The organism is Brevundimonas sp., from assembly GCF_036399195.1.
GTDB lineage: Bacteria > Pseudomonadota > Alphaproteobacteria > Caulobacterales > Caulobacteraceae > Brevundimonas.
The window spans coordinates 1-12,243 of record NZ_DASWNO010000189.1; the positions used below are offsets into that span (position 1 = coordinate 1).

Below are 12,243 nucleotides of genomic sequence, written 5' to 3' on the forward strand. Positions count from 1 at the left end.
TGCAGCGCCAGATGCTCCGGACCATAGGCGTTGGCGACTTCGCAGGCGGTGTCGAGGTCCGGGACCAGGATGGCGCGGCCCTCGGCCAGCGAGGCGCGGGCGATGTCCGCCCGGGGCAGCGACGGCAGCTGCGCCTCGACCTCGGCCAGGGTGGCGTCGATCATCCTGGCGCTGTCGCAGACCAGCACCACCTGCGCGTCCGCGTCGTGTTCGGCCTGGCTGAGCAGGTCGGCGGCTGCCAAGACCGGATCGGCGCGGCGGTCGGCGATGACCAGCAGTTCGGACGGCCCCGCGGGCATGTCGACGGCCGGGCCTCCCGACATCGCCGCCGCCTGCTTCTTGGCCTCCGCCACCCAGGCGTTGCCGGGTCCGAACAGCTTGTCGCAAGGCTGGAACACGCCGTCTTCCAGCTCTGCGCCGAAGGTCAGGGCGGCGACGGCCTGCGCCCCGCCGATCAGCCACAGGTCGTCCAGCCCGGCCTCGGCGGCGGCGTAGATCATGGCCGGGTGCGGCTCGCCGCTCTTCGAGGGCGGGGTCACCGCGACCCGGCGCGCCACGCCCGCGACCGCTGCGGGGATGGCCATCATGAGCAGGGACGAGAACAGGGGCGCAGAGCCTCCGGGCACATAGAGGCCGGCCGAGCGCAGCGGTCGCCAGACCAGCCGGGAGCGCACGCCCGGCGTGATCTCGACCCAGTCGGTGTCCTCCGGCTTGGTGGCCTGGTGGAAGATGCGGACGTTCTCGGCGGCGATGCGGATCGCGCGGGTATCGGCCGGAGCCAGTCGGTCGCGGGCGGCGGCCACCGCGTCGGGCGTGATGGCGATGCGGCGCGGCGGGGCGCCGTCCAGCTTCACGCTCCAGTCGGTGACCGCCTGTCCGCCGCGTGCGCGCACGTCGTCGAGGATCTCGCGCACCGTGTCGACGACCCGCGCCTCGGTCCGCTGCCGGGGCCGGGCGAGGGCTTCCGCGCGACCCGCTGTATCAAGGCCTGCCCAGTCGAAGCGCCGCATCACATCATCTTCTCGATAGGGAGGACCAGAATGGCCGAGGCCCCGGCCGCCTTCAGCCGCTCCAGCGTCTCCCAGAACACCGCCTCCTGACAGACCGCGTGCACCGCCACGGCGTCGTCGCGGCCGGACAGCGGGATCACTGTCGGGGACCCGGCGCCGGGCAGGATCGCCGTGATCTCGGCCAGCGCCGAGCGGGGCGCGTTGAGCATGACGTATTTCGCGCCCTGCGAGGACACCACGCCCGCCATCCGTTCGACGATGCTGTCCAGCAGCGGCTGCAGCGAGGCCTCGGGCGCGACCGGCGAGCGGATCAGCACCGCCTGGCTCTCCAGCACCGTCTCCTTGGCCGCCAGGCCGTTCGCCTCCAGCGTCGCGCCCGTGGAGACCAGGTCGCAGATGGCCGAGGCCAGCTTCAGCCGCGGCGCCACCTCGACCGCGCCACGCATGGTGACGATGTCGGCGGCCACGCCCTGCGCGTCGAGAAAGCGCCGGAGGATCTTCGGATAGGAGGTGGCGATCCGCAGGCCCGCGAGACAGGCGGGGCCGTCGTAGGCGAGCGTCGGCGGCACGGCGATCTTCAGGGTGCAGCGGCCGAAGCCGAGTGGCATCAGCACCTCGGCGGTCGGGCCGCCGTTGCGGACCTCCTCCAGCACGTTCTCCCCGACGATGCCGAGATCGCAGACGCCGTCCGCGACGAAGGTCGGGATGTCGTCGTCGCGCACCCGCAGCAGGTCGATCGGATAGTTCTCGACCCGGTACAACAGGTCGTTGTTCCCCTTCACCACCCGCAGGCCCGCATCGCGGACGAGGTCGAGGCTGCGATCGGACAGGCGGCCGGATTTCTGGACGGCGATACGCAGCCGCCCCTGAACAGTGCTCATGATGTCAACTCAACCCTGAATGCGGTCCAGCACCAGGCGATAGCCCTGGTGCGGCATTTCCTTGAGGAAGCGGGCGACCCGCACGACGGTGGTCGGACTGGCCTGCGCCTCGGCGGCGATCTCGCGATAGGACTTGCCGCCGGCGTCCAGCAGGCGCGCGACCTCCCACCGCTCGGCGAAGGCGCGGATCTCGGACGGGGTGCACAGGTCGGCCAGGAAGGCGTCGACCTCGTCGCGCGTCTTCAGCGACAGCAGGGCGTCGTAGAGGGCGACGCGGCTGCGCGCCGTGGCGGCGGCGTTGCGGGGCAGGGTGTCGGACATGATCGTTCCACTATGATGTAACAGTGGCACGGTCAAGAGGGTAGGCAGTAGGCAGTAGGGAGCAGGGAAGCTGGACGTGATGATTACACAAACCCCCGGGTCGGCGCTGGACCGGGCCCGTCGGCCGGTGGGCGTCCGCTACTGCCTACTGCCTACTGCCTACTGCCTATTGCCTGCTGCCTGCTGCCTGCTGCCTGCCGCCTATTCCCTGACTCACCCGCCCCCTCTATCTCCACCCCATGACCAAGGTTCTGATCATCGGCGCCGGACATGCGGGCGGCACGGTCGCCGCGCTGCTGCGCCAATACGGCCACGAGGGCGAGATCGTGCTGGCCGGCGAGGAGCCCGCACCCCCTTATCAGCGGCCGCCTCTGTCGAAGGCGTGGCTCAAAGGGGAGACGGACCTCGAGGGCCTGCTGCTGCGTCCCGAGAGCTTCTATGCGGAACACGGAATAGAGCTGCGTCTCGGCGCCAGTGCGACGGCGATCAACGCGGCCGCAAGGACGGTCATCTTCGCCGACGGCGCAGTGGAGAGTTACGACGCGCTGATCCTGGCGACGGGGTCGACCGCCCGGAAACTCACTATCCCCGGGGCCGAGCGGCCCGAGTTGCTGGAGCTGCGGACGCTGGTCGACGCGGAACGGCTGAAGGCGGCTTTGGGACCGGGGCGCCGGCTGGCGATCATCGGTGGCGGCTATGTCGGCCTGGAGGCCGCGGCCTCAGCGCGCGCACTGGGCTCGGACGCCGTGGTCGTGGAGCGGATGGACCGGGTTCTGGCGCGCGTCGCGTCCCATACCCTGTCTGACTTCTTCACCGGCTACCACCGTCGGCACGGCGTCGAAATCCTCACATCAGCCGAGGTGACGGCGGTCGAGGACGACGGCGCGCGGCTGGCGGACGGGCGGCTGGTCGAGGCCGACGCCGTGCTGGTCGGGGTCGGCGCTCTCGCCTGCGATCAGCTGGCGCTCGGCGCCGGCCTGACGTGCGAGAACGGCGTCGTGGTGGACGAGACGGCGCGGACATCCGATCCGGCCATCTGGGCCATCGGCGACGCCACCTTCCGCCCGGTTCCGACGCACGCCGGCCGTCGCCACCGGCTGGAGAGCGTCCCCAACGCGCTGGAGCAGGCCAAACAGGCCGCCGCCGCCATCACCGGACGCGCCCCGCCCGCCGCCGAGGTCCCGTGGTTCTGGTCCGACCAGTACGATGTGAAGCTTCAGATCGCGGGCCTGCCCGACGGCGCCGACCGGCAGGTCGTGCGCGGCGACCCGGACCCGGCCGGCGACAGCCCGTCCTTCGCGGTCTTCCACCTGCAGGGCGATCGCGTCCTGTGCGTCGAGGCCGTCAACGCGGGGCCGGAGTTCATGGCGGGGCGGATGATGATCGGGCGCGGAACCCCTGTGGACCCTGAGAAACTCGCCGATCCATCGGTCTCGATGAAGGCCGTCGCGGTGGGCTGATCGGCGGGCCACATCGAGAGTGCGACTGAATCGCAATTGCCATTGCGCCGCTTGGCCTGGCTGTTTATGCGAACGGCTCGCAGTAGCAACTCTGGACCGCCGCCATGACTTCCCGCGCCGAGGCCCTTCGCGCCCTCCTGTTCGCCTCCAGCGCGGCGGGCATGCTGATCGCCGCGCCGGTCTCGGCCGAACCGGGCGCCGAGCCCGATCCGCAGGACGCCACCACGCTCGAAACCGTCACCGTCAACGGCCAGCCGGCGCGTCGCGAGCCGCTGTCGCCGGAGTTCACGGCCCCGCTCGTCGACACGCCCCGCTCGATCACCATTATCCCGCAACAGATCATCGAGCAGACCGCCGCCACCTCGCTGCAGGACGTCCTGCGCACCTCGCCGGGCATCACCTTCGGCGCGGGCGAGGGCGGCCAGCCGCTGGCCGACCGGCCGTTCATCCGGGGCCAGGCCTCGGGCAACAACGTCTTCGTCGACGGGATCCGCGACACCGGCGGCCAGCAGCGCGAGGTGTTCAACCTGGAACAGGTCGAGGTCATCAAGGGGCCGGACGCCATCTATTCGGGCAGGGGCTCGGGCGGCGGCAGCATCAACCTCGGCTCCAAGGCCCCGCGCCTGACAGACTTCACCCGCTTGGGCCTCGGTCTCGGGACCGACGGCTATGTGCGCGGCGCCGTGGATCAGAACATCAGCCTCGGCGAGACGGCGGCGCTGCGAATCAACCTGATGGGCGCCCAGGGCGACGCCCCGGGCCGTGAGACGGTCGACTACGACAAATGGGGGCTTGGACTGTCGCTGGCCGCCGGCCTCGGCACACGGTCGTCGGCCACCTTCAGCTACTACCACCTGACCTCGGACCAGATGCCGGACTACGGCATCCCGCTGTTCACCAAGACCAATGTCCGCACCACCGACAGCGGCGTCCTCGACGTGCCCTACGACAGCTTCTACGGGCTGAAGGCGCGGGACTACCTGACCAACGTCGTCGACACGGTCACCTTCGACGCCCGTCACGCCTTCAGCGACACGCTGTCGCTGCGGAATGTGACCCGCTGGTCCGAGACGCTGAACGACTATGTCGTCACCAACCCGGGCGACGGAGGCAACATCACCAACGGCGGGGTGGCCCTGATCGGCGGGACGTACTGGATGAAGCGGGGCCTCAAGTCGCGCTGGAACCCAACGCAGACGATCGCCAACGTCACCGACCTGACCGGCGAACTCTCGACCGGCGGGCTGCGGCACAGCTTCAACACGGGGATCGAGTTGTCGCGCGAGGACAACAGCAACGCGTCCTACGCGGTGACGACGACGAGCGGCTCGGCATGCCCGGCGCCGTTGACCGGTTTCGATTGCACGCCGCTGTACGCGCCGAACCCGGACGACCCGTGGAGCGGCTCAATCGTCCGCGGTCTGATCAGCGACAGCACCACCGACACGGTCGGACTCTACGCGATCGATTCGATCTCGATCGGCGAGCGCTTCGTCATCAACCTCGGGGTCCGGTACGACGACTATTCGGTCGAGGGCACGACGGCCACGGGCACGGTCGCCGCGCCGATCTACACGCCGTCAGACGGCCAATGGTCGTTCGTCAACTACCAGTTGGGACTGGTCTACAAGCCGACCGAGGCGTCGAGCCTCTATGCTTCGTGGGCCACCTCGGCGACGCCGCCGACCATCTCGGCCGGTGACCAGAACACCGGCGTCGGCACCGGCACAGGCAATCTTCTGACCACCCTGCTCGAACCTGAGGAGACCGAAAGCTTCGAGGTCGGGGCCAAGGTCAATCTGTTCGACGACCGTCTGGCCCTGTCGGGCGCGGCCTTCCTGCTGCGCCGCGAAAACGCCCAGATCCAGACGGCGCCGGGCGTCTTCGAACAGGCCGGAGCCGCCGAGGTGCGCGGGATCGAGCTGGGCGTCTCGGGCAACGTCACCCGCCAGTGGCAGGTGTTCGGCGGCTACACCTGGATGGACAGCGAACTGGTCTCCGGCGCCTTCAACAACGTCAACGTCGGCGACCCGCTGGCCAACACGCCCGAGCACGCCTTCAGCCTGTTCACCACCTACCGCGTCATTCCGTCGGTCAGCCTCGGCGGCGGGGTCTATTATGTGTCCGACAGCTTCGGCGGTAACCAGGGCGGCGCCGGCGGCGGGGCCAACCGCATCTACGCCCCGGCCTACACGCGGGTGGACCTGTTCGCCTCGTGGGTCGTCACCGAGCGCGCCACCCTGCAGCTGAACGTCCAGAACGCGACCGACGAAGAGTACATCATCCGCACCAACGGCGTGCACCACGCCGATGTCGGTCCGGCCCGGCAGGCTATCCTGACGCTGAATCTGAGGTACTGATCGGGCCATGCTGCTGCACATCCCCGGCGTGTTCACCAAGGACGAAGTCGCGACCTTGCGGCAGCGTCTCGACCGCGGGCCGTGGGCGGACGGCAACGCCACTTCTGGGCACCAGTCCGCCGGAGCCAAGGTCAACCGGCAGCTGCCGGAGGACTCGGTTGAGGCGCGCGAGGTCGGGGCGCTGGTGCGTCAGGCGCTCGCCGCCAACCCCATGTTCGTCTCGGCCGCCCTGCCGCACACGGTGTTCCCGCCGCTGTTCAACCGCTACGAGGGCGGCGACCAGTTCGGCCTGCACGTCGACAACGCCATCCGCCAGCGCGGCGAGGTCCGCATCCGCAGCGACCTGTCGGCGACGCTGTTCCTGTCGGAGCCCGACGAGTACGAGGGCGGCGAGCTGATCGTCGAGGAGATGTACGGCGAGCAGCGCGTGAAGCTTCCGGCGGGGGACATGGTCCTGTACCCGTCCAAGAGCCTGCACCGGGTCACGCCGGTGACCTCCGGCGCCCGGGTGTCGAGCTTCTTCTGGGTCCAGAGCCTCGTGCGCGACGACGCCGACCGCGAAAGCCTGTTCCGGCTCGACGTCGCCATCCAGAGGGTCAGCGCCGACCGCGGGCCGCAAGATGCGGCGGTGCTCGAGCTGACGGCTGTCTATCACAACCTGCTGCGCCGCTGGGCGGAGGTTTAGGCCTCAGTACACGTCCCGCCGGTAGCGGCCGGCTTCGGTCAGCTCGATCAGCCGCTCGGAGCCGAGCACCGTCTCCAGCGCGGTCTGAACGCCCCGCGACATCCCCTCAAGACTGCCGCAGACATAGATCGCGGCGCCCCGGTCGACCCAGGCCTTCAGCTCGGGGGCCTGCTGTTCGATCAGGGCCTGGACGTAGCGCCGGTCCCCGGCGTCACGAGAGAACGCCCTGTCGAGGCGGGTCAGGGTTCCGTCGGCCACGGCCGCCAGCAGTTCCTCCTCGAGGAAGGCGTCGCAGGCGCGGGTGCGCTCGCCGAACATCAGCCAGGTTCCGCCGTGCGCCCGCCCCGACCGGCTCCGCCAATGCGCCCGCAGGCCGGCCAGGCCCGTGCCGTTGCCGATCAGGATCAGCGGCGTGTGCCGCGCGGGGCCATGGAAGCTGCGGTTGGTGCGGATGCGCATGTCCACGACTTCGCCGGGCGTCAGGTCGCGGGTCAGCCAGCCCGACGCCAGGCCCGGGGCGCCATCCGGCCCGGTCATGCGGCGGATGATGAACTCCACCACGCCGTCTTCCGGAAGCGACGCCACGGAGTATTCCCGGCTGCCGGGCGAGACGCTGGTCGGCCCCGGGGGCAGGCCGATCTCGGCGATGTCGCCGGCGACCCAGACTGGCGCATGATCGACCGGCTCGAAGGTCAGCAGATGGGCTTCGCCGCCTGGGCTTCCCGGGTTCAGGTGAACGCGCCGCGCCAGCCGCCAGTGGTCGAAGGCCGGCCGGCTCCAGTCGGCCGGAGCCGCCGAGCCGGTCAGCTGGGCGAGCTGGTGCTGCCAGTGCCGCAGGGCCCCGGCGTCGCCGTCGTCAACCTCTACCCGGTCAAACAGGGCGCGCGCGCCGGAGCGCAGCAGCCAGCCGTCCAAGGCGCGGCCGAAGCCGCAGAAGTCGCGGTAGCTGCTGTCGCCGAGGGCGAGCAGCCCGTACTCCACCCCCGTCAGGTCCTGCGTACCGGACATCACCTGGCGAACGAACCGGGAGGCGCTGTCGGGCGGATCGCCCTCGCCGGTGGTAGAGGCGAGGATCAGCAGGGCGCGCGCGGCGGCGATCTGATCGGGATCGACGTCCCCGAGCGACAGCACGCGGACCGGCGCGCCACCGTCGGAAAGGCTGCACGCCGTCATCCACGCCAGCTCTTCGGCCTGACCGGTCTGGCTGGCGTGCAGGACGAGGAACGGCCGCTCCGCGCTGGACGCGGGAGAGGTCAGCGCCGCCGCCCGCGCCGCGGCCGCGCGGCGGGCGCGGGCACGCCCGAACGCCACGGCCGCGATCAGCCCCAGCCAGAGCGCCACGGCCGCGGCGGCCCATAGCCAGCGGATCGGATCGGCGGTCACGCGCCTTCTGCGGCCATGGCGGCGAAGGCGGGGGAGACCGTCTCGTGCAGGCCGCCCTCGCCACGCATGACGAAGGCGGCGGCTATGCCCAGCGCCTCGGCATAGGCCGGGCCCTCGGCCGGCCCCATGACTGTCAGGGCGGTGGCCATGGCGTCGGCGTAGAGGCAGGTGTCGGCCAGCACGGTGACGGAAGCGATGCCGTTGGCGATCGGTCGGCCAGTGCGCCCCTCGATGGTGTGGCTGTAGCTCTGCCCATGGGCGTCGAAGCGGCGCACCCAGTCGCCGGAGGTCGCGACCGCCATGTCGAACAGGGCGGCCGCGGTGCGCGGGCCCGGCGCCCCCGGCGCCCGCTGCAGGTCGACCCACCAGGGATGCCCGCCCGGCTTGACCCCGGCGCCGCGCAGCTCGCCGCCGATCTCGACCAGATGATGCCGCGCGCCCAGCGCCGTCAGGCGCTCGGACACCCGATCAACCGCATGCCCCTTGGCGATGCCGGAGAAGTCCAGCTTCAGCCCGCCCGGCTGCTGCACCGCCCGCGCCTGCCGGTTGAGGCGCAACCGGCCCCAGCCGCTGACCGCCAGGGCGGCCTCGACCTCGTCCTCGAGCGGCGCCGTGTGGCCGAGCCCGAGCGGGTCCAGCGGTCGGGGCCCGGGCGGGCCGAAACCCCACAGGTCCACCAGCGCGCCCAGCGTCGGATCGACCGCCCCGTCGGTGTCGTCGGCCAGGTTCATGGCCGCGTCCAGGAAGGCCCAAAACGGCTCCGACACCTGCCAGAATCCCGCGGGCGCCGCGTTGAAACGCGACAGCTCGGACCGCGGGTCCCAGTGACTGAACAGAGCGACGATCCGAGCCAGTTCGTCCTCGACCGCCGCCTGCAGGGCGGCGCGGTCCAGTCCCGGAGGCGGGACCAGCCGGACGGCCCAGGTGGTCCCCATCGTCTCGCCGGCGAAGTCCCAGACCAGGCTTGAGGTCGGCAGGTCAGGGGTGCGGCCGTGCGTCGGGATCAGGACGCGGTTTTCCCGCGCCCCATCGGGCCCCGCTGACGGCCCCTCGGTCAGGGCAGGACTTCCAAGACGCCGTTGTACTGAGCCGTGTAGGCCAGCTGCTCGCCCGAGGCGGGCGTGCGCACCGAGGCGTTCATCCAGTACATGCCCGGCTCGGGCCAGGTCACGGTGAAGGATCCGTCGGCGCCGGTGCGGACCGTCATCTCTTCGGGATTGTCACGATAGCGGGTGCCGCCGCGCGCGATGGTCACGTCCAGATCGGCGGCCGGCTGGCCGTCGCGCACCAGTTTGAAGGTCGCGGCCTCGCCGGCGGCGAGGTCGTTCGGATGGGTGACCGGGACCAGCTCGAGACCCTGACCTGTCGGCGTCAGCGCCGTCGTCGAAGGCTCGCCGAGGGTGACGAAGGTCTCGGTGCGGCTGTTGGACCGGGTGGCCACGACGTCGGTGGCGTCGGCCGGAATGGCGGCGGCCATGGCGGCCTCGGCGCCGCGCCAGCGCTTGGTCTCGCCACCCTGCTTGTAGGACACGACCACGCCGCCGGAGACATTCGCGATGCGGTAGGTGCCGGCCTGCGTCAGGTGCAGGTCGAAGGTCGAGCGGTACTTGCCCGTCATGGCGTTCTGCGGCGCGGCGGTCGAACCGTCCGGGGCGACGATGGTGAGGCCGGCGAGGTTCATCGCCGCGTGGTCGGCGATGAAGACGCCGTTCGACATGCCGGCGTCGAATCCGACCCAGGCCTCCGTGCCCGACAGCACGGTTGAGGTCGGCGCCAGCCAAGCGCGGTGGGCCTGCGCCGACAGCGGAAGGGCCAGGGCGGCGACCGCGGCGACGACGCCGGCGAGGGAGGTGAGCTTCTTCATCGGAACGATCCTTCGTACCTAGCGGGTGACGGTGACGCGCACGGCGCCGAGTTCGGTTGAGCCGGAGGCGGAGGCGGCGTTCGCCGCGCCCCAGCGGAACGGGACGCGGACGGCTTCGCGCCCGCCCAGTTCACGGGCCGCCTCGACGACCATGACGTAGTCGCCGGCGGGCAGGTTCGACAGGCGCGCGCCGGGGACGGCGACGGTGTGGCGGCCGGGCGCCTTGGTGGCGCTGGAGACGCCGTCCATGGGCATGGCCAGCGACCGCCCGCCGCGCCGCCACCACGTCCGCATGTCCTTGAGCCAGTCCTTGCCCTCGGCGACGTTCGAGACCTCGTACCAGACGGCGAGGGTGCGAACGGCGGTGTTGTCGGGACGCTCGATCCACACCGCCACATACGGCCGGTGATAGGCGGCGACCGACAGGCGCGGGATCTCGACAGACACGCTGAGGTCGGCGGCCGCGGCGGGGGCGGCGGCTCCAAGGGCGGCGGCGGACAGGGCGATACTGAGGTTACGCATGGCGACTCGTCAGTGAATGAACAGGAGGGCGATGAGGGCGGGGATCAGCAGGCCTAGTCCGACCAGAGGCCAGGTCGAGGGGCGCTGGCGGGCGTGCAGCCAGGTCAAGCCGAAGCCCGTCAAGGCGAAGACGATGCAGGCGGCGGCGAAGATGTCGATGAACCAGTACCAGACCGGGCCCGTGTTGCGGCCCTTGTGCAGGTCGTTCAGCCAGGAGACCCAGCCGCGGGTGGTGCGCTCGCGCAGCGCCTCGCCCGTGGAGCGGTCGATGGTCAGCCAGCCGTCTCCGCCGGGCTCGGGCAGGGAGATGTAGATTTCCTCGGCGGTGGTCTCGGTCGGCCGGCCCTCCACCTTGACGCCGAAGGCCGAGGCGGCCCAGCGGGCGACGGCGGCGGGAACCGGATCGGTGGTCTCCTCGGGGAAGTCGGCGAGGCGCGCCAGCAGCGGCGCAGGCAGCTCCGCGGTCCGCTCCACCGTCACCGGCTCGGCCGGGATCTGGGCCGCGTGGTTCAGGGTGACGCCGGTGATCGCGAACAGCAGCAGGCCGATCAGGCTGAGGGCCGCCGAGATCCAGTGCCACTGGTGCAGTTGCTTGAGCCAGAACGACCGGTTGGCGTTCAGCGCGGCTTTCGGCTTGGCGGGGACGGCGGCGTCGGTCACGTCCGGCTTGTGCCGATGTTGAGAACCATTTGCAAGTCCGGCGCGGCGGATCGCGGTCAGCGCGTGAGTCGCAGTCCCAGCGACACCGAGCGGGGCGGCCCGAATCCCGCGACCCCGACGCCGGTCTCCGAGACCTCGACCTCAGCGTCCAACAGATTGTCGGCTGACGCCCAGAGCGCCAGCGACGGCGTGACGGCCCATTCGACGCGTGCGTCGACCGTGGCCGCGGCGTCCAGCACCCGGCTGTTCAGGTCGTCGTCGAAGCGGCGGCTCTCCCAGCGAACGCCCGCGAAGAGGCTCAGCCGCTCAATCGGTCGCCACTCGGCGCCGCCCGCCGCGCTCCAGATCGGCGCCTGGGCCGGGCGCAGGCCGGTCAGCTGCGGGGCGGTGTCGCCGCCGTCCACGCGGGCGTCGGTGGCCGACAGGGCGGCGCGGAGGGAGAGGCTCTCGGAAACTTCGAACCGCCCGTCGATCTCGACGCCGACGGCCTCGATGGTGCCGGCGTTGTCGCGCCGGCGCAGCACCCCGCCGGCGGGGACGAAGCCCGCCCTTGGAAAGGTCCCGGGTCCGGCGCCGATGGTGACGTTGACCACCGCGTCCTCGATCCGGTTCCAGAAGACGGTGGCGGTCAGCGAGGTCCGCTCCGACGCCAGCGCCCAGCCGGCCTCGACGCCGCTCAGCCGCTCAGGGCGCAGGGCGGCGTTCGCTTCGGTCAGGTCGTTGCCGACGCGGAACGGTCGGTGCAGTTCGTTCCGGGTCGCGGGCCGAAAGCCGGTGTAGCCCGCCAGCCGCAGCGCCTGTCCGCCGCCGATCTCACGGCGCGCGGCGAGCCGGGCGCTGAACACCTCGCCGCTCCGGTCCGGGTCGGTCTCATTCAGCGTCGGCGCGCCCGTCGCGACATCGATTTCGCGCCGGAAGCCGCCTTCGTTGCGCCACTGGTCGAGACGCAGGCCGCCCGCGACGAGCCACGGCCCGGACAGCCAGGACCCGTCTGTGTAGACGCCGGCCACGGAGGTCTCACCCCCGGCGCGCCGCTCGCGCGTGAAGCCGCCGTTCATGAAGCGGAAGAATTCCCGCGTCTCGCCTTCGCTGACGCG

The 12,243-nt window shown here is 71.2% G+C and carries 12 protein-coding genes; 3 read left to right on the forward strand and 9 right to left on the reverse strand.

Annotated features, from left to right (window positions below; translation table 11 throughout):
* The 3 genes from hisD to VGB60_RS08750 form a co-directional block, all read right to left on the reverse strand.
* On the reverse strand, positions 1-1,010 hold a 1,010-nt coding region (gene hisD / locus VGB60_RS08740), incomplete at its 3' end, for a histidinol dehydrogenase (protein ID WP_331037880.1).
* Positions 1,010-1,891, reverse strand: a complete 882-nt coding sequence (hisG, locus tag VGB60_RS08745) for an ATP phosphoribosyltransferase (RefSeq protein ID WP_331037881.1) — start codon at positions 1,889-1,891, stop codon at positions 1,010-1,012. The genes hisG and hisD, both read right to left, overlap by 1 nt.
* 9 nt (positions 1,892-1,900) lie before the next feature.
* Positions 1,901-2,212: a YerC/YecD family TrpR-related protein gene (locus VGB60_RS08750; protein ID WP_331037882.1), complete on the reverse strand. Its 312-nt coding sequence runs from the start codon at positions 2,210-2,212 to the stop codon at positions 1,901-1,903.
* A 239-nt stretch (positions 2,213-2,451) separates the two neighbouring features.
* Here VGB60_RS08750 and VGB60_RS08755 point away from each other — a divergent pair, with 239 nt between their 5' ends.
* The 3 genes from VGB60_RS08755 to VGB60_RS08765 all read left to right on the forward strand — a co-directional run bounded on the left by VGB60_RS08755 (position 2,452) and on the right by VGB60_RS08765 (position 6,717).
* Positions 2,452-3,672, forward strand: a complete 1,221-nt coding sequence (locus VGB60_RS08755; protein WP_331037883.1) for an NAD(P)/FAD-dependent oxidoreductase — start codon at positions 2,452-2,454, stop codon at positions 3,670-3,672.
* A gap of 104 nt (positions 3,673-3,776) precedes the next feature.
* Positions 3,777-6,032, forward strand: coding sequence for a TonB-dependent siderophore receptor (locus VGB60_RS08760; protein WP_331037884.1), 2,256 nt, complete (start codon positions 3,777-3,779; stop codon positions 6,030-6,032).
* Positions 6,033-6,039: 7 nt separating this feature from the next.
* A complete protein-coding gene (locus VGB60_RS08765; RefSeq protein ID WP_331037885.1) occupies positions 6,040-6,717 on the forward strand; it encodes a Fe2+-dependent dioxygenase in 678 nt (225 codons plus the stop codon).
* A gap of 3 nt (positions 6,718-6,720) precedes the next feature.
* On the opposite strand, the gene VGB60_RS08770 is transcribed toward VGB60_RS08765, so the two are convergent.
* The 6 genes from VGB60_RS08770 to VGB60_RS08795 form a co-directional block, all read right to left on the reverse strand.
* Positions 6,721-8,100 carry a sulfite reductase subunit alpha gene (locus VGB60_RS08770; protein ID WP_331037886.1) on the reverse strand — a complete coding sequence of 460 codons (1,380 nt, stop codon included), beginning with the start codon at positions 8,098-8,100 and terminating at the stop codon, positions 6,721-6,723.
* The gene (locus tag VGB60_RS08775) at positions 8,097-9,035 is read right to left on the reverse strand and encodes an FAD:protein FMN transferase (RefSeq protein ID WP_331037887.1); all 939 of its coding nucleotides are present in this window, start codon (positions 9,033-9,035) and stop codon (positions 8,097-8,099) included. Before VGB60_RS08775 ends, VGB60_RS08770 begins: the two co-directional genes overlap by 4 nt.
* Positions 9,036-9,154: 119 nt before the next feature.
* Positions 9,155-9,964, reverse strand: coding sequence for a DUF4198 domain-containing protein (locus VGB60_RS08780; RefSeq protein ID WP_331037888.1), 810 nt, complete (start codon positions 9,962-9,964; stop codon positions 9,155-9,157).
* An 18-nt stretch (positions 9,965-9,982) separates the two neighbouring features.
* Positions 9,983-10,486, reverse strand: a complete 504-nt coding sequence (locus tag VGB60_RS08785; RefSeq protein WP_331037889.1) for a DUF2271 domain-containing protein — start codon at positions 10,484-10,486, stop codon at positions 9,983-9,985.
* Positions 10,487-10,495: 9 nt separating this feature from the next.
* Positions 10,496-11,146, reverse strand: coding sequence for a PepSY-associated TM helix domain-containing protein (locus tag VGB60_RS08790; RefSeq protein WP_331037890.1), 651 nt, complete (start codon positions 11,144-11,146; stop codon positions 10,496-10,498).
* Positions 11,147-11,202: 56 nt separating this feature from the next.
* The coding region (locus VGB60_RS08795; protein ID WP_331037891.1) for a TonB-dependent receptor at positions 11,203-12,243 on the reverse strand (1,041 nt) is incomplete at its 5' end.

Coding starts and splice junctions, on each gene's coding strand:
- hisG (WP_331037881.1), bottom strand. CDS start 1,891: ATGAGCACTGTTCAGGGGCGGCTGCGTATCGCCGTCCAGAAATCCGGC.
- VGB60_RS08750 (WP_331037882.1), bottom strand. CDS start 2,212: ATGTCCGACACCCTGCCCCGCAACGCCGCCGCCACGGCGCGCAGCCGC.
- VGB60_RS08755 (WP_331037883.1), top strand. CDS start 2,452: ATGACCAAGGTTCTGATCATCGGCGCCGGACATGCGGGCGGCACGGTC.
- VGB60_RS08760 (WP_331037884.1), top strand. CDS start 3,777: ATGACTTCCCGCGCCGAGGCCCTTCGCGCCCTCCTGTTCGCCTCCAGC.
- VGB60_RS08765 (WP_331037885.1), top strand. CDS start 6,040: ATGCTGCTGCACATCCCCGGCGTGTTCACCAAGGACGAAGTCGCGACC.
- VGB60_RS08775 (WP_331037887.1), bottom strand. CDS start 9,035: ATGGGGACCACCTGGGCCGTCCGGCTGGTCCCGCCTCCGGGACTGGAC.
- VGB60_RS08780 (WP_331037888.1), bottom strand. CDS start 9,964: ATGAAGAAGCTCACCTCCCTCGCCGGCGTCGTCGCCGCGGTCGCCGCC.
- VGB60_RS08785 (WP_331037889.1), bottom strand. CDS start 10,486: ATGCGTAACCTCAGTATCGCCCTGTCCGCCGCCGCCCTTGGAGCCGCC.